The 17039-nt window shown below is 64.9% G+C and carries 9 protein-coding genes; 5 read left to right on the top strand and 4 right to left on the bottom strand.

Annotated elements, in window-relative coordinates; genetic code table 11:
- Positions 1-50: 50 nt before the first annotated feature.
- Complete coding sequence (locus tag V5G24_RS05130; RefSeq protein ID WP_394080190.1) at positions 51-392, bottom strand: rhodanese-like domain-containing protein; 342 nt, start codon at positions 390-392, stop codon at positions 51-53.
- A gap of 98 nt (positions 393-490) precedes the next feature.
- Positions 491-1699, bottom strand: a complete 1209-nt coding sequence (chrA, locus tag V5G24_RS05125) for a chromate efflux transporter (RefSeq protein WP_394080188.1) — start codon at positions 1697-1699, stop codon at positions 491-493.
- Positions 1700-2144: 445 nt separating this feature from the next.
- Between chrA and V5G24_RS05120 the strand changes: the two genes are divergently transcribed.
- The 3 genes from V5G24_RS05120 (at position 2145) to V5G24_RS05110 (ending at position 7917) form a co-directional block, all read left to right on the top strand.
- On the top strand, positions 2145-3080 hold the full coding sequence (locus tag V5G24_RS05120) for an ArgK/MeaB family GTPase (RefSeq protein ID WP_394080186.1): 936 nt from the start codon (positions 2145-2147) through the stop codon (positions 3078-3080).
- A gap of 67 nt (positions 3081-3147) precedes the next feature.
- Complete coding sequence (locus V5G24_RS05115; protein WP_394080184.1) at positions 3148-4455, top strand: cell wall hydrolase; 1308 nt, start codon at positions 3148-3150, stop codon at positions 4453-4455.
- A 273-nt stretch (positions 4456-4728) separates the two neighbouring features.
- A complete protein-coding gene (locus V5G24_RS05110; protein WP_394080182.1) occupies positions 4729-7917 on the top strand; it encodes an autotransporter domain-containing protein in 3189 nt (1062 codons plus the stop codon).
- 227 nt (positions 7918-8144) lie between these two features.
- Here V5G24_RS05110 and V5G24_RS05105 read toward each other — a convergent pair whose 3' ends face one another.
- Positions 8145-10427 (bottom strand): NADP-dependent malic enzyme, encoded by a 2283-nt coding sequence (locus V5G24_RS05105; protein WP_394080180.1) that lies wholly within the window; start codon positions 10425-10427, stop codon positions 8145-8147.
- Positions 10428-10584: 157 nt separating this feature from the next.
- On the opposite strand from V5G24_RS05105, the gene V5G24_RS05100 reads away from it, so the two are divergent.
- Positions 10585-12597, top strand: coding sequence for an aq_1923 C-terminal domain (locus tag V5G24_RS05100; protein WP_394080178.1), 2013 nt, complete (start codon positions 10585-10587; stop codon positions 12595-12597).
- A 59-nt stretch (positions 12598-12656) separates the two neighbouring features.
- Here the strand turns inward: V5G24_RS05100 and aspS are convergent, their stop codons facing one another.
- On the bottom strand, positions 12657-14429 hold the full coding sequence (gene aspS, locus V5G24_RS05095) for an aspartate--tRNA ligase (protein WP_394080365.1): 1773 nt from the start codon (positions 14427-14429) through the stop codon (positions 12657-12659).
- A gap of 234 nt (positions 14430-14663) precedes the next feature.
- Between aspS and V5G24_RS05090 the strand changes: the two genes are divergently transcribed.
- Positions 14664-16988, top strand: coding sequence for a bifunctional diguanylate cyclase/phosphodiesterase (locus tag V5G24_RS05090; protein ID WP_394080176.1), 2325 nt, complete (start codon positions 14664-14666; stop codon positions 16986-16988).
- Positions 16989-17039 lie beyond the last annotated feature (51 nt).

The raw sequence follows: 17039 nt of genomic DNA, 5'->3' as shown, positions 1-17039 counted from the left end.
ATCGGCGCCGGCCTGCGATACCCGAAGGCAGGGCCGGCGCGGCCGTTCGCTCAGCCCCGCTCAGTGGGAAAGCCCGCCTGCTTCCAGCCGATAATCCCGCCCTGCATATGCTCTTCCAGCGGCAGGCCCGACGCCTGCACGATGGCCGCCGCGCGTTGCGACCGCTGGCCCGAGCGGCAGGAGAATACGATTCTCTTTCCCTGCGCGTCCGGCAAGGCGGAGGGATCGAAGGCGGAGAGCGGCATCACCGCGGCATTCGGGATGCGCTCGGCGCGGATTTCGTCAGGCTCGCGCACATCCAAGAGGAGGATGCTGCCATCCTCCATGCCGGCCTTGACCTCGGCAGGTGTGAGATGGGTGATGCGGCCGCCGAAGGGATTGGTTTCGCTCATGAGATCGGTCCTGGAAAAACATGAAGGTGGCGAAGCCCGAGGTTCGGCGCAAGGGGCGCCGCGCGGCGAAATCGGCGGAACGGACGCGGACCGCATCCCTACAGGACGAGGGCACCGGCTGCCGCGGCGAGCACCACCACCGCCCAGGCCGGCATCCGCCACACTGCGAGCCCGAGATAGCACGCCACGGCCAGCGCAAAGGCATAGGGCCCGGTGACGCCCTCCGGCAGGACCACGGTCCACAGGGCCGCGCCCAGCAGGCCGACCACCGCGGCATTCACCCCCGCCAGCAGGCGCCGGGCCGCTGGCGCGGCGCGCAGCCGCTCCCAGAACGGCACCGCGCCCACCACCAGCAAAGCGGACGGGGCAAAGATCGCCAGCAGCGCGATGCTCGCGCCCGTAATGCCCGAGGGCGGGCGCTGCGCCACCGCGCCGAGGAAAGCGGCGAAGGTGAACAGCGGGCCCGGCATCGCCTGCGCCGCGCCATAGCCGGCGAGGAATGCGTCCTTCGACACCAGTCCGGTGCCCACGGTCTCCGCGTCCAGCAGCGGCAGCACCACGTGGCCTCCGCCAAACACCAGCGATCCGGCGCGGAAGAAACGCTCCGCCAGATCCCATCCGCCCGATTGCGACAACTGCGCGGCGAGCGGCAGGAGCAGCAGGCCGGCGGCGAACAGCGCCAGGGCACCGACCGCCATACGCCGCGAAATGCCGAGCGGGGGAAATGGATCGCCGGCCGCGCCGGTCACCGCATGGAGCAGGACATAGCCCGCGAGTGCCCCGAGCGCGATGGCCAGCAATTGCCCCCCGCTCCCCGGCAGGCAAACCGCGAGGATGGCGGCGCAAAGGGCGATGGAGGTGGTGCGCTTTTCCATGCAAAGACTGCGCGCCATGCCCAGCACCGCATGGCACACGACCGCGACCGCCGCCGCCTTCAGGCCCGCCACCCAGCCCGCGCCGCCGAGCCCGCCCACCCGGTCCAGCATCAGGGCGAAAGTCACCATGAGCACGGCGGAGGGCAAGGTGAATCCGATGAAGGCGAGGCACAGGCCCGGCAGGCCGGCACGCATCAGCCCCACCGCCATGCTGACTTGGCTCGAGGCGGGACCGGGCAGGAACTGGCAGAGCGCGACGAGATCGGCATAAGCGCTGTCGGTGAGCCAGGCGCGGCGCACCACGAATTCCGCGCGGAAATAGCCGAGATGGGCAATCGGGCCGCCAAAGCAGGTCAGGCCGAGGCGCAGGAAAACGCCGAATAATTTCAACAGATCAATTACGTTTAATACCCGCTGCGATTGTAAGGGCATCCGGACCATCCTGCGAAGAGAAGCGAACGCGCGGCGCCGCCCCCTCTGGTTCCGAAGAGGGAGGAAGCGCTCCTGTCCTTGAATGAAAACAAGGGGGTGAAGCAAGGTGCGGGGCGGCGAATGTCGGACAGAGCTCTTAATCGCTACAAAAATACCTCTAATGAACTCGATCTGAGCAGCCTGCTCATCTCTCGTTCATGTTGAGCTTGGTATGTTAGACTCAACAAATCCTGCCACTTGTTGCAGCCGTGCGTTGCATGACAATTGGGCGGGACAGGCCCTGGGTTTGCCGGTGCATGTCTCCTGCCTGGGCGGTGACAGAGCTATTGATCGGGTCGTTCCCCCGCACGTGTCCGATCAGTGGAAAGGCGTCGGCGCAAGCCGGCGCCTTTTTATTTTGCCCCCAGGTTTCTGCCGGCCGGAAGCATGCTTTAGACTTCCCGTCATGTCTGCCCATATTCCCCAGATTCCCGAATTGGACACCCTGCGCGCCGGTGGAAAGCGGGCGATGGCGATGGCGCTCGCGGCGGTGGAAACCGCGCGCGGCAAACCGTCCCTGGTGGCTTTGCTGGACCGCGCCGCCCGCGAGCCGAAGGCGCTCGTCCTCGGCCTGACCGGGCCGCCCGGCGTTGGCAAATCCACCCTCACCAACGCGCTCGTGCGCCGGGCCCGCGCGGCGGGCCGCACGGTGGCGGTGCTGGCGGTGGATCCGTCCTCGCGCCGCACGGGCGGCGCGTTGCTGGGGGATCGGGCGCGCATCCAGACCGACCCGGAGGATCGCGGCGTATTCGTGCGCTCCATGGCGGCGCGCGATCGGCTCGGCGGACTGTCGGACGATGCGGTGGCCGCCGTCGTGCTGATGCGCGCCGTGTTCGATCTCGTGATCGTCGAGACCGTGGGCGTCGGCCAGTCGGAGGCCGATATCGGGCTCGTGGCGGATAGCGTGGTCCTGTGCATCCAGCCGGCCTCGGGCGACAGCCTCCAGTTCATGAAGGCGGGGGTGATGGAATTGCCCGACATCATCGTCGTCACCAAGGGCGACATGGCCGATATCGCCCGGCGCGCGGCGGCCGATGTCAGCGGCGCGCTCTCGCTGGGCGGCTTGCCGACGCAATGGACGGTGCCGGTAATTCGGCTCTCCGCCGCCAGCGGAGAAGGGCTGGAGGCGTTCGACGCGGCGCTTGCCGCCCATCAGGCCCATCTCGCGCTGGACGGGCGACTCGCGGCGCAGCGGGCGGAGCAGGAACAGCGCTGGGTGGAGGAGGCCATTCGCCTGCGATTCGGCACCGAAGGGCTCGCCCTTTCCCGCAAAATGGCGGTTGCGGCGAGCGGCCCGTTCAGCCGCGAGGCGGCATTTGCGGCGCGCTTAACCCGCTCGTAAGGTTGATAAGTGATTTTTCTCTCCAGGCGTCGGCGTTCGTTCGCTGACTTCCTGTGAGGGCAATCCCATGGTTCGGTATTTCGGCGTGCGCCTGCCGGCGTGCATTCTGGCTCTGGCCGGATGCCTTGTCGCAACGGCCGCGCGCCCGCAGATGCTGCCGTCCGACATCTTCCTGTCCCGCGCGGCGGCCGAGCGCGCCCAGGGCGGCCTGCTCTCCGCGCCGGTGCGGGCGCTGCGCGTTGCGACGCTGGAATGGGAACCCCTGCTCGCCCCCTCCGCGCCGGACCCGGCCACCCCGCAGGCGAGCGTGCGGGTCGCGGCAGCCTCCACCGCCTCGGTCCCCGCGAATGCCGACAGCACCTATGCCTATCCCCCGCCGCTGGTGCTGGGCGGCGCGCTTCCGCCCAGCGATCCCGCTGTCCTGCTCTCGGAGCGGGACCAGGACGCGGAGGCCCCAGCGGTGTTCGGCCCCTCGCCCAATGCCGACGGCGCCTATCTCGAACTCGCGCTCGACCAGGTGCTGACCTTGCCGGGGATGGACGAGGAAAGCATCGCCGCCGAAGAGGACGTCCCCTCCACCTTCGGCCCCGACATGAGCGCGTTCGACACCACCAGCGAGCCGCCGCAGGCGCTGATCTTCGGCGAACCGCCGCCGCCCGGCAGCGCACAGGACGACGCCGAGCTGGAAGCCCCCGATGCAGCCGGCCTCTCGCTCGATGCCAGCGAGGGCACGGCGCAAGGCATGCGGACATCCCAGGACACGCCGATCGTGCACGACATCCGGGTAGTGTTCGGGCAGAGCGGCGCGCTCTTTCCCCCGCTTCCCTTCGAATATGCTGCGCTGCCGCCGAGCGCTTCGGCCCTGCCGCCGATGCCGCCGGTTCCCCCGCAGGAAGAAGAAGAGGCCAGCGGCCTCATGAGCGGCGACGCCAGCCCGGCGACCCGCCTCGCCCTCGCCGGCCCGGCCCGCGCACGGGCGGAAAAGTGCCTGGCCGAAGCCATCTATTTCGAGAGCCGGGGCGAACCCAAGCGCGGGCAGATCGCGGTCGCCCAGGTGGTGATGAACCGGGTGTTCTCGGGCTATTATCCCAACGACGTCTGTAAGACTGTCTATCAGAACGCCCACCGCCATCTCGCCTGCCAGTTCACCTTCGCCTGCGACGATGTGAAGGACGTGATCCGCGAGCCCGACATGTGGGTGCAGGCCAAGCAGATCGCCTCCGACATGCTGGACGGCAAGCTCTGGCTTTCAAGCGTCGGCCGAGCGACCCACTATCACGCCTATTGGGTGCGGCCGAGTTGGGTGCGCGAAATGCGCAAGCTGGACCGGATTGGCGTGCACACCTTCTATCGCCCGCGCCGCTGGGACGGCTGAACCTATTCTTTCCTGATCTTTCCACTATTGCGATAGTCACGCCTCACTTTCGAATAAATTCACACGACTGTCATTATCTCCCTTTACCTAAGGAGGTATACCGGCACTATAGCCGGGAAACGGGCTCACACTGATGTTATAGTGTTCAGATTTTGGAGCCCGCGCACAGCCTACCGACCAAATTCAGAACGCAAGCGCCTCTGCAAACCTAGACATTGTTTCATTCAGCCCCGGCCACCGGCCGGGCAGGATTCTATTTTCTTGGGGGGGTCCATGCGCTCATTTCTTGCGGCCGTTTCGCTTGCCTTGCTTTCCAGCACAGCCCTCGCGCAAACCGCGCCGCCGAAATACACCAGCCTTTGGAGCCTGGGTGATAGCCTGACCGACGTGGGGCGGACCGGCGGTCTATTGGTTTCACCCTATCCAAAAGGACCCCTTTACTACAATAACCATTTCTCTAATGGCGAAGTATGGGTCGAATATTTGTCAAAATTGAATAATATTCAATACAACAAAGATCGAAATCTGGCCTGGGGCGGAGCGGTAACCGGCAATTATTATGATAAGCGCCTGGTTATAATTCGCCATCTTGAAGAACAAGTAACTAATTTTAAAGACAAAGCTGGTGGAAAACTTGTTGTCTCAAGAGGCCTCGGACTATTCGGAAACACAACGTTTTATTTTTCTCCCAATAATCCCGCAACGGATTACGGATCCAAGCCTCTGATTACGCTTACGATTGGAGGAAATAATTTCAGACAATATATTGAAGACGGAAGCTTTCAAAATTTAATTGGATACAAAGATGATCTCAACACCGAAAAGAACGCGATTTTAAAGAACGTTCCGGTGGCATTGCGCAGTATCCAGAAAAGTATGGATGACCGCAAAGATATCGCTCAAAGTGGAGCCACATATTACGTGTGGACGGTTGCTGACGTCAGCACGACGCCTAAACTTTCGTCCTTGGAAGCAAACGTCCGGCGGGAATTAAGCGATGCGGTCAAGGACACAAATCGAAGCCTGAAATCTGAACTCTACAAACTCGGCGACGAATTTTCGCAGGCGAACCACAATAGCGCGCGCATAGTCGTTGTGGATGCGGCAGCTTTTCTTGCGGAAGTCCAGGTCAACCCGACCGCCTATGGCTTTAAGAACTCCAAAGACAATTGCATTGATGCGGACACCGGAGCATATGCAGGCGCATGCTCGGCTGCGAACGTCGGAGACTATCTGTTTTGGGATCAGTTTCATCCCACGACAAAAGCCCACGAAATGATTGCCCAGTACGCCCAGAACACGGACTGGCTGGAATACGGCGCGCCCGTTACCATCGCCCTGCCCTATGTGGCAAATATTGAACTGCGTCCGCGCACCTTTGCCGGCACCATCGGCGGTGCAGGATCGATCATCAAGCAGGGCGAAGCGACCCTCACCCTGGCCGGTGCCAATACCTATGCTGGCGGCACGCGTATCGACGCGGGCACCGTGCGCGTCTCCTCCGACGCCAATCTCGGCGCCCGGTCCGGACTGCTGACCTTGCGCGGTGGCGCGATCTCCGCGAGCGATAGCTTCGCGATGCAGCGCAATGTAACCATCACCGGTGCCGGCGGCACATTTGACGCCGATCGCAATGTGACCCTGACCCTTACGGGCAACACGCTCTCCGGCGACGGCAACCTCACCAAGACCGGGGCCGGCGTGCTGGATATCCGCTCGACCATGGCCACCTCTGCCGACGGCATGACCGAGGCCGTGAAGGGTGTGGGGCGTCAGCTCACCTCACTCGCCGGCGGGACGCTGAAGGTCAATACCACCAATCCTTACATCAGCTATCGGATAGAGACCCAAAGCGGCACCGTGCTGGGTGGTTCGGGCACCATCATCACCGGCCGGAAGAACGAGGGCGGCGGTATCCTTGCCGCAGGCCTCATCGCGCCGGGCAATTCCATCGGTACCCTCACCATCGACGGCGACCTGACCCTGACCGACAGCAGCATCTACAGCCTGGAAGTGGATGCGAGTCGTGGCGACCAGCTCGTGGTGACCGGCAATTTCACCATGGATGGCGCCATCAGCATCGTCACCGATCCCACCGACAAGCTCACCACCCAGACGCTCGCCTTTGCGACCTCCACCGGCACAGTGGCGGGTGCCTATGACGAGGTCGTCGACCTCTCGCCCTTCCTCTCCGAAACGCTGCACTATGGGGCTGGCACGGTCGCGGTCACCTTCGCCCGTAACTTCGCCGCGCCGGCCGTAAGCGCCAACCAGCGCGCGGTGGCCGCCCATCTCAACGCCTCTTATCTTTCCGTCAGCCAGGGTGACCTCGACAACGTCTTTTACGGCCTGGATACCTCGGGCACCAATGCCGCCGGTGCCAATGCCCTGGATCAGCTGTCGGGCGTCTCCATCGGCAATCTTCTCACGTCGAGCGCCATCCAACGCGGCCAGTTCACCCGCGCATTGGAGGATCGCATGTCCGCCCGCAGGGCCGGACGCGACATCGGCACCGTAGCCGCCGGCACAAGCGCATTCTCCGTCGGCGCCGACAATTCAGGCCTTGGCGGTGCCCTGGCGGACGCCTCATATGCGATGAACCAGACGGGAAGTGGCACAGCGGGCGGAGGAGATCGCGAACCGAACGGCGTGTCGGCATGGGCGCGGGTGCTGGGTGGCCCGGCCAATGTCGCGGGCGCGGGCAGCTATGACATGACCGGTGTCGGCGTGCTGATCGGCGTCGATAAGAGCTTTGACACCGGACTTGCCGGCGTCAGCTTCGCCTATGGCAATTTCAGCACCGAGGGCGTCAATTCGGGCGACGCCAGCGCCGACACCTACCAGATTTCCGCCTATGGCTCGCTGCAGCAGGGCAATCTCTTCCTCGACGCAACGCTCGCCTATGCCTATGCGGACTATTCCACCAACCGGTTGCTCGCCTTCGGCACCCTTTCGCGGCTGGCGACCGGCTCGTCGGACGGCAATGATGTATCACTCTCGGCGAAGGCGGGCGGGGTCTATGCTTTCGGCACCGGCTCCTTCGAGCCCAGCTTGGGCTTCGACTGGTATCACCTCACGCGCGGTGCCTTCACAGAAACCACCGCCGGCTCAGCCGGGTTGATTGTGGGATCGCAGACCCTCGATCTCATCATGCCGTCGGTCGGCGCTCGGCTCTCCACGCTGTACAATGCCGGGACCTTCACCCTCAGCCCCGAGCTCAGCGCGCGCTATTATTACAATTTCGGCGACACCGACGTGGCGACGACAGCCGGTCTCATCGGCGCTCCGGCCGCCCCGTTCACAGTGACGGGCACGGGGATCGGGCACAATATCGGTGTCCTTGCGGCCGGTCTGTCCGCCCAGCAGAACGACAATCTGCGGGTGTCTGCGCAATACGAGCTCCAGCTCAGCGACAATGTGACCGCCCAGGCCGTCTCGCTCGGATTGCGCTACACATGGTGAGCTCCCAAACTTGGTGACCATACAAACACGGTGACCATACGAGCCCGTCATCGTTGAAAAGCAAACGGCCCGGCAATGCCGGGCCGTTTGCTTTTCCGCCACTCGCAGAGCGATCCGATCCGCACGCATCCCCCAGTCGGTCGGCCCTTGCGGCCTTCACGCTTTCGAGCGTGCCTCTTGCGCGCGAACGATGCCGCGGCCTCGGCTGAACACCGAGGCCGCCAGCATCACAGCGCGCCCTGGGCTTCCACCACCGCCACGGCGGTCATGTTGACGATGCCGCGGGCCGTCACCGACGGGCCGAGGATGTGCGCCGGCTTGGCGGTGCCCATCAGGATCGGCCCCACGGGCAGCGCATCGCCCAGCACCTTGATCATGTTGTAGGCGATATCGGCTGCGTCGAGATCGGGCATCACCAGCACGTTGGCGGCGCCCGAGAGGCGCGAACCGGGGAACACGTGCTCGCGCACATCCTCCAGCAGCGCCGCATCGGCCTGCATCTCGCCATCCACTTCCAGCGAGGGGTCCCGTTGCAGGATCAGTTGCAGCGCACCGCGCACGCGCTTGGCGCATGAGGTTTCGTGCGAACCGAAATTGGAATGGGACAGCAGCGCGATGCGCGGCTCAAGGCCGAAGCGCCGCACGTGGGCGGCGGCGAGAATGGTCATTTCCGCGAGATCGGCGGCCGTCGGCTCATTCTGGATCTGCGTGTCGCAGATGAAGAAATTGCCCTTGGGCGTGATCAGCAGCGAGAGCGCGGCAAGTTCCTGCACGCCCGGCGCGAGGCCGATGATGTCCCGCACATGGCGCAGCCGGCGATTGAAGCGGCCCTCGATGCCGCAGAGCATGGCATCCGCCTCGCCCCGCTGCACGGCGAGCGCGGCGATCACCGTATTGTCGGTCCGCACCAGGGTGCGGGCGGCATCGGGAGTCACGCCCTTGCGGCCGGCGATCTCCACATAGGTGCGCACATAGTCGCGATAGCGCGGATCATCCTCGGGATTGATCAGGTCGAAATCGGTGCCCGGACGGATCGACAGGCCGAAGCGCTGAAGACGGGTTTCGAGCACGCTCGGCCGCGCCACCAGGATCGGCCGGGCGATGCCTTCCTCCACCACCGCCTGCGCGGCGCGCAGCACGCGTTCATCCTCGCCCTCGGCATAGATCACGCGCTTCTTGTCCAGCTTCGCGCGGGTGAACAGCGGGCGCATGATGAAGCCGGAGCGGAACACGAACTGATCCAGCTTGTCCGCATAAAGCTCGAAGTCGGTGATCGGCCGGGTGGCGATGCCGGTTTCCATGGCCGCGCGCGCCACCGCCGGCGCAATGCGCAGGATGAGGCGGGGATCGAACGGCGAGGGAATGATCGAATCCGGCCCGAACGAGCGGGTTTCCCCGCCATAGGCGCGGGCCACCACGTCGGACGGCGTCTCGCGGGCGAGCGCCGCGATGGCTTCCACCGCCGCCATCTTCATTTCCGCGTTGATGTCGGTGGCGCCGACATCGAGCGCGCCGCGGAAGATGTAGGGGAAGCACAGGACGTTGTTGACCTGGTTCGGGAAGTCCGACCGGCCGGTGCAGATCATGGCATCGGGGCGAGCGGTGCGCGCCTCTTCCGGCATGATTTCCGGGTTGGGATTGGCAAGCGCGAGGATCAGCGGGCGATCCGCCATGCGCTTGACCATGTCCTGGGTCATCACGCCGCCGGCGGACAGGCCGAGGAAGATATGCGCCCCGTCGATGACCTCGCCGAGGGAGCGGGCGTCGGTCTTCTGCGCATAGATCGCCTTATAGGGATCCATGAGGGTCTCGCGGCCTTCATAGACCACGCCCTCGATATCGCAAACCCAGATGTTCTCGCGCTTGGCGCCGAGCGTCACCAGCAGGTTGAGGCAGGCGAGCGCGGCCGCGCCGGCACCCGAGGCGACGATCTTGAGATCCTCGATCTTCCGATTGCCGATTTCCAAGGCGTTGCGCACCGCCGCGCCGACGATGATGGCCGTGCCGTGCTGGTCGTCATGGAAGACCGGGATCTTCATGCGCTCACGCAGGCGCTTTTCGACCTCGAAGCATTCCGGCGCCTTGATGTCCTCAAGGTTGATGCCGCCGAAGGTCGGCTCCAGGGCCGCCACGGTCTCGACGATATGGTCCACCTCGTTCGCGGCGATTTCGATGTCGAACACATCGATGCCGGCGAACTTCTTGAACAGAACCGCCTTGCCTTCCATCACCGGCTTGGACGCCAGCGGGCCGATATTGCCGAGCCCGAGCACGGCGGTGCCGTTCGACACCACGCCCACCAGATTCTGGCGGATGGTCAGCTCGGCGGCCTGAAGCGGATCGGCCTTGATGGCCATGCACGCGGCGGCGACGCCAGGCGAATAGGCAAGCGCGAGATCGCGCTGGTTGCCCAAGGGCTTGGTGGCCTGGATTTCGAGTTTTCCGGGCCGGGGCAGGCGATGATAAATCAGAGCTCCCGAGCGCAGATCATCTGAGATGTTAGACGCCATTCCCTTCCCGACCCTTCTTAAACATAGCTTGTTTCAAAACCGGCGGCACGGTAGCCCTCGGCAGCAGGGATGTCACGGGTAAGCGCTACCTTTTTCGGCAGCGCACGAAGTCGCCGCGCCGATCTGGCCGCAACCGCAGACTGAAAAGGGTGCACCCATGAAAAAGGCCCTCCTGGCCGCCTTGGCGCTGGTCGTTCTCGGGGTTGGCGGCTATTTCGGATTGAGCGTCTGGAGCAAGGAAAAGGCACGCGGGGAAGTTGAGAAGATTTTCGCCAGCCTGCGGGACTCCGGTACGCAGGCCAGCCATGGCGAGATCGCGTTTGACTTGCCGAACCGGGCCTTGAGCGTCGCCGACATCACCATTACCGCCGCCGACGGCAGCAGCACCGTCAAAATCGCCCGCCTGACCGCCGACGGCCTCGCCCCGCCCTCCGGCGCACGTATCACCGCCGATTCGGTGACGCTGCACGGCGTGCAGGTGCACACCAGGAGCGCGGACGGCGAGACCACCTATGAGACCCCTTTGGTTGAGATCGCCGGCTATTCCGGCCCGGCCGCCTTCATCCTGCCGCCGGTCGCCGCCACGAGCGCGGCGACGCTGCGCGCCACGCTCCAGCATTTCGCCGCCATGCGCGCCGATCGCATCCGCCTGCCGCACGCCACGGCACGGGTCCAGTTCGCCGCCGTGGCTGCGACGCCGCGGACGCCCGGAACCGACGCGCGGAGCCTCAATGTGGATTATGGCGCTTTCCTCGCCGAGAACATCGGCCAGGGCCGCATCGCGCATGTCAGCCTCGACCGCATCGGGGTGCACGGGCAGAGCGGATCCCAGAGCGCTTCGCAGGGCTTCGTCGGTACGCTGGAGCAGATAGAAATCACCGCCGTCGACACCGCGCCGCTGCTGGCGCTGACGCAGACTCAGCCCCAGGGCCAGCCGGCGCCCTCCGGCTATATGCCGCTCTATGGCCGCGCGTCCGCGGGCAGTTATTCGCTGACCCAGGACGGCGGCGCCACATTGATGGTGAGCAACCTCCTCGCCGAGGGCGTCGCCCTTGATCCAGGCCTGCTCAACCTTGCCCAGATCGACGCGCTGAGCGCGCTGTCGCAGCCCGGCCATCCCCTCTCGACGGAAGAATCGGCGCGGCTGATCGCGCTCACGTCCGATGTGCTCAAGGGCGTCGGCTTCTCCAGCATCTCCATGAGCAACGCATCCCTTTCCGCAGCCAGCGGCAAGCTGGAACTCGCCAATCTCACGATGACCGGCTACGCCGCCGGCAAGCTCGAGCGCATGCGGATTGACGGCCTCATCAATCATGGCGCGGATGCCTCCGTGATCGCCCTCGGCAACGCCACATTGAACGGCCTTTCGCTCGTGGCCATGATGGATCTGGCGCCGAAGACCGCGAGCGAAGGCACCGATCCCTCGGCTGACTCGGTGTTGGCCCTGTTCCACGTCCTGGACGGGTTCGAGTTCGCGGATCTCACGGTGCCGCAGCCGGAGCTGGGCGGCACTTTTTCCGTCGGCCGCTTCGCCGTCTCCTGGGACCAGTTCATCGGCGCCCTCCCGACCCGCTTCAAACTGCAGGCGCGGGAAATCACCGGTCCGATCACGGAAGCCGACGGAGCCCCGTTCAACCTTCTGGTCGCGGCCGGCATGACCAGCGCGTCGCTGAGCTTCAAGCTCGACATGGGCTATGATCAGGGCACGCAGGCGATCGTGATCGGCCCCGCGAGCGCACAGGTGGACGACGCCTTCAGCCTGTCGCTCGACGCCCGGCTCACCCATATCCCTCCGACCGCCTTTGAAAACGGCACCACTGCCCTCGGCGCCATGGACCAGGCGGCGCTCGGCCCGGTGAAGCTCGTGCTCGTCAATCTCGGAGCGGCCGAACTCGCGTTGCGCGCCTATGTCGATCTGACCAATGGCGATATCGAGCAGATGCGCGCCGCATTGATCACGGCGGTGCAGGAGCAGGCGCACGACCTCAGCGCCGACTTTCCCAATGCCGAGCGCATCGGCGCGGCGCTGGTGCAATTCCTCAAGACGCCGAAAACGCTCACCCTCACGCTGACCCCCACGGGCGATGTGAAGCTGGTGGATCTCGTCCAGGACGACGACCCCCTTGCCACGGCGCGCCAGCTCTCGCTGGACCTCGTCGCCGGCCCCTGAAACACGAACGCCCTCCGCGCGGAGGGCGTTCGCTTCGTTTCGGCGCCTGTCAGCTGCGCTTATTTCTGCGGCAGGTTGAGGCGGATGTGCAATTCCTTCAGCTGCTTGGGCGTCACCTCGGCGGGCGAGCCCATGAGCAGGTCTTCGGCGCGCTGGTTCATGGGGAACAGCGAAATCTCGCGCAGGTTCGAGGCGCCGCACAGCAGCATCACGATACGGTCGATGCCCGCCGCCATGCCGCCATGGGGCGGCGCGCCATATTGGAACGCGCGGTACATGCCGCCGAACCGCTCCACCACCGTTGCCTCGTCATAGCCGGCGATCTCGAACGCCTTCAGCATCGCCTCGGGGCGATGGTTGCGGATGCCGCCGGAGGCGATTTCATAGCCGTTGCAGGCGATGTCGTACTGGAACGCCTTGATGGTCAGCGGGTCCTGACCCTGGAGCGCCTCGAGGCCGCCCTGGGGCATGGAGAAGGGGTTGTGGGAGAAGTCGACCTTCTTCTCCTCGTCGGACCATTCGTAGAACGGGAAATCGACGATCCAGGCCAGCTCGAACCGCTCGGTATCCACGAGGTTCAGTTCCTCGCCCACCTTGGTGCGGGCAAGGCCGGCGAACTTGTAGAATTTGGAGGGGTCGCCGGCGACGAAGAAAGCGGCATCGCCCGCCTTGAGGCCGAGGGCCTGGCGGATCGCCTCGGTGCGCTCCGGGCCGATATTGTTGGCGAGCGGGCCGGCGCCCTCCCCGCCCTCACGCCACATGATATAGCCGAGCCCCGGCTGGCCCTCGCCCTGCGCCCACGAGTTCATGCGGTCGCAGAAGGCGCGGCTGCCGCCGGTGGGGCCAGGGATCGCCCACACCTGGTTCTTCGGGTCTTCGAGCATGCGCGCGAACACCTTGAAGTTCGAGCCGCGGAAATGCTCGGAGACATCCTGCATCACCAGCGGATTGCGAAGGTCCGGCTTGTCGGAGCCGTATTTGCGCAGGGCCTCGGCATAAGGAATGCGCGGCCAGACCTTGGTTACGGGCTTGCCGCCGCCGAACTCCTCGAACACGCTGGTGATCACGGGCTCCATGGCCGCGAACACGTCTTCCTGCTCGATGAAGCTCATTTCCAGGTCGAGCTGGTAGAACTCGCCCGGCAGGCGGTCGGCGCGCGGGTCCTCGTCGCGGAAGCAGGGCGCGATCTGGAAATAGCGGTCGAAGCCGCTCATCATGATCAGCTGCTTGTACTGCTGCGGCGCCTGGGGCAGCGCGTAGAACTTGCCAGGGTGGATGCGCGACGGCACAAGGAAATCGCGCGCGCCCTCGGGCGAGGAGGCGGTGAGGATCGGCGTCTGGAATTCAAAGAAGCCGCCCTGCTTCATCCGCTGGCGCAAACCATCAATGACGCGACCACGCAGCATAATATTATTGTGAAGTTTTTCGCGCCGCAAATCGAGGAAGCGATACTTTAGTCGAATGTCTTCCGGGTAATCCTGGTCGCCGAACACCGGCAGCGGCAGTTCCGCCGCGGCGCCCAGCACTTCCAGCGCCACCGCATAGACTTCCACCTTGCCGGTGGGCAGGTCCGCATTCTCGGTACCGTCGGGACGCAGGCGCACCTTGCCGTCGATGCGCACAACCCATTCCGCACGCACCTTTTCCGCCGCCTGGAAGGCCGGGCTGTCGGGGTCGATCACCACCTGGGTCAGGCCGTAATGGTCTCGCAGATCAATGAAAAGCACGCCGCCATGGTCACGGATGCGGTGACACCAGCCGGACAGCCGGACGCTTTCGCCCACCAGGGCGTCGGTGAGCGCGCCGCAGGTGTGCGTGCGGTAGCGATGCATGGCGGGGGACATGACGAGCGGCCTTTCGGACAACCTGGGGACAAACGCGCTGCCGCAAAGGACGGGCGAAGCAGGCCGCCGGAAGGTGCATGGGCGCCCCTGCTTGTCAAGGCTGCCTCGAAATCCGGCCCGGCCTCAAGGGGATTTGCTGCTGCGCACCATATGCAGCCCCTGTTGGTGCCCAACCAACGCGTATAACGTGAAATGTGGCGTGCAATGCGTCGCGATTGAGACATGATGGAAGCAACCGTCAGTTTACCAAAGGTAGCAACCCCGAACGGCACGACGGAACGCGTGCGCTCGTGGGATGCCGCACGCTGGGCAGTGGGATTGGGCGGCGCGTTTATCGTCACCGTCCTTGTCGCAACCATCCTGCTGACTGTCTATCTGCGGGACCGCGCGCTCGGCGATCGCCATCGCGAGTTGGAGAACCTCGCCCTTACCCTGTCGGAGCAGACCGACCGCGCCTTCCAAGGCGCCGAACAGATCCAGCGCAGTTTGATCGAGCGCCTGAATGTGCTCGGGGCAACCGACCCGGACAGCCTCGTACGCGCCGCCTCCACCTATGAAATGCACGAGATCATCCGGCAGCGCGTCCACGGCTTGCCGCAGATCGATGCCATCACCATCATCGGTACCAAGGGCAAGTTGCTGAACTTCTCGCGCTATTGGCCCATTCCCGATGTGAATGTGTCGGATCGCGATTATTTCAACGCCCTCACCACCGGTCTTGCCAGCACCCAGTTCGTCAGCGCCCCGGTGCTGAACCGGGGCACGGGAACGCCGACCATTTATCTCGCCCATCGCTTCTCAGCACCGGACGGCAGCTTTCTCGGCCTGATCCTCGCCGCCATGCGGCAAAGCTATTTCGAGAAATTTTACGGTGGCATCGATCTGGGGTCCGGCGGCTTCATCGCCCTGTGCCGGCAGGATGGCGTGGTGCTCGCCAGTTATCCGCCCGTGGCGGACACCATCGAACCGACAGCGCAGCGCGCGCTGATGCGCCACCTGATCGCCACCGCGAATGCGGCGGGTGCGCAGGAGCGGCTGATCCCGCCGGGTCTGGTGGATCGGCAGGAGCGGCTGTCGGCGTTCCAGAACCTGGCGCATTTCCCGTTGTCCATCATGGTGAGCGACACCTCCGATGACGTCTCACGCTCGGTGCGGGCGCAGATCTTGCCGATCCTGGTGGCGTCGGGGCTGATCTGCCTCGCCATCACGGTGGCCGTCATCACGGCTGTGCGCCATCTGCGGGCGCAGCAGGAATTCGCCCAGAACGCCTATCGCACCGCGCGCCAGGACGAATTGACCGCGCTGCCGAACCGCCTGCATTTTCTCGAGCAGCTCGACGCGCTCCTCGCTGAGGACATGGACACCCAGAGCTTTGCCCTGCTGTTCCTTGACCTCGACTATTTCAAATCCGTCAACGACACGCTCGGCCATGCCATCGGCGACGATCTGCTATGCGCGGTCGCCCGGCGGATGGAAGACTATCTCGGGCCCGGCGACATGCTGGCCCGGATCGGCGGCGACGAGTTCGGCATCCTCCAGCGGGGCGGCGGGGCGGTCGATGCGCGCGCCCTCGCTGAGCAGATCATTTCCGCCATCCGTGAGCCATTCACGCTGAACCACCACCGGGTCATCGCCGGCGGCAGCATCGGCATCGCGCTGGCGCCGCAGGATGCGCGCCTGGGTGTGGAATTGCTGAAAAACGCGGATCTCGCGCTCTATCGCGCCAAGAACGACGGCCGTGGCCTCTGCCGCCTGTTCGAGCGACAGATGGAGCACGCCGCCGTCGCCCGGCGCACGCTTCAGCTCGATCTGGACGAAGCTTGGCGCGAGCAGCAGTTCTTCCTGTGCTACCAGCCCATCTTCGCCTGCCAGAGCGGCGCCCTCGCCGGGTTCGAGGCGCTGTTGCGCTGGCGCCATCCGAGTCGGGGCATCGTCGCGCCCGCCACCTTCATTCCCGCGGCGGAGGATACCGGCCTCATCGTGCCCATCGGCGCCTGGGTGCTCGAACAAGCCTGCCTCGTGGCCGCCACGTGGCCGGCGCCGCTGACCGTTTCGGTCAATCTCTCGCCGATCCAGTTCCGCACCGGGGAGGTGGAGGCGCAGGTGAACGGCGCCCTGCGGCGCTCCGGCCTCGCTCCGCGCCGGCTGGAACTTGAGCTCACGGAGACCACCCTGCTCCAGGAGGGCGCGACCGTACGGGAGATCCTCCAGAACTTCCGCAGCCGCGGCATCCGCGTCGCCATCGACGATTTCGGCACCGGCTATTCCTCGCTCGGCTATCTGCGCACGCTGCCCATTGATCGAATCAAAATCGACCGGACCTTCGTCAACGGATTGGGTCACGATACCCATTCCCTGCCCATTATCCGCGCCATGCAGGGTTTGGCGGACGCGATCTCCGTCTCCACCATCGTGGAGGGCGTGGAGCGGGCGGAGCAGCTGGAAATCCTGCGGGCAGAACGCTGCACCTATGTTCAGGGCTATTTTCTGGGCCATCCGGGCACGCCGGAAGACGCCATGCGCTTGGCAAAAGAGGCAAAGGTTTGACCTCTATGCGCGCGAGGGTCTTTCGCCGCCCACATGCCTTCCGTTATGGTT

This window comes from Roseixanthobacter finlandensis, from assembly GCF_043195105.2.
GTDB lineage: Bacteria > Pseudomonadota > Alphaproteobacteria > Rhizobiales > Xanthobacteraceae > NCEH01.
The sequence above is the reverse complement of the archived record's forward strand: the minus strand, read 5'-3'. Positions and strand labels throughout refer to the sequence as shown.

Coding starts and splice junctions, on each gene's coding strand:
- V5G24_RS05130 (WP_394080190.1), bottom strand. CDS start 392: ATGAGCGAAACCAATCCCTTCGGCGGCCGCATCACCCATCTCACACCT.
- V5G24_RS05115 (WP_394080184.1), top strand. CDS start 3,148: ATGGTTCGGTATTTCGGCGTGCGCCTGCCGGCGTGCATTCTGGCTCTG.
- V5G24_RS05110 (WP_394080182.1), top strand. CDS start 4,729: ATGCGCTCATTTCTTGCGGCCGTTTCGCTTGCCTTGCTTTCCAGCACA.
- chrA (WP_394080188.1), bottom strand. CDS start 1,699: ATGCCCTTACAATCGCAGCGGGTATTAAACGTAATTGATCTGTTGAAA.
- V5G24_RS05105 (WP_394080180.1), bottom strand. CDS start 10,427: ATGGCGTCTAACATCTCAGATGATCTGCGCTCGGGAGCTCTGATTTAT.
- V5G24_RS05100 (WP_394080178.1), top strand. CDS start 10,585: ATGAAAAAGGCCCTCCTGGCCGCCTTGGCGCTGGTCGTTCTCGGGGTT.
- V5G24_RS05090 (WP_394080176.1), top strand. CDS start 14,664: ATGATGGAAGCAACCGTCAGTTTACCAAAGGTAGCAACCCCGAACGGC.
- aspS (WP_394080365.1), bottom strand. CDS start 14,429: ATGCATCGCTACCGCACGCACACCTGCGGCGCGCTCACCGACGCCCTG.
- V5G24_RS05120 (WP_394080186.1), top strand. CDS start 2,145: ATGTCTGCCCATATTCCCCAGATTCCCGAATTGGACACCCTGCGCGCC.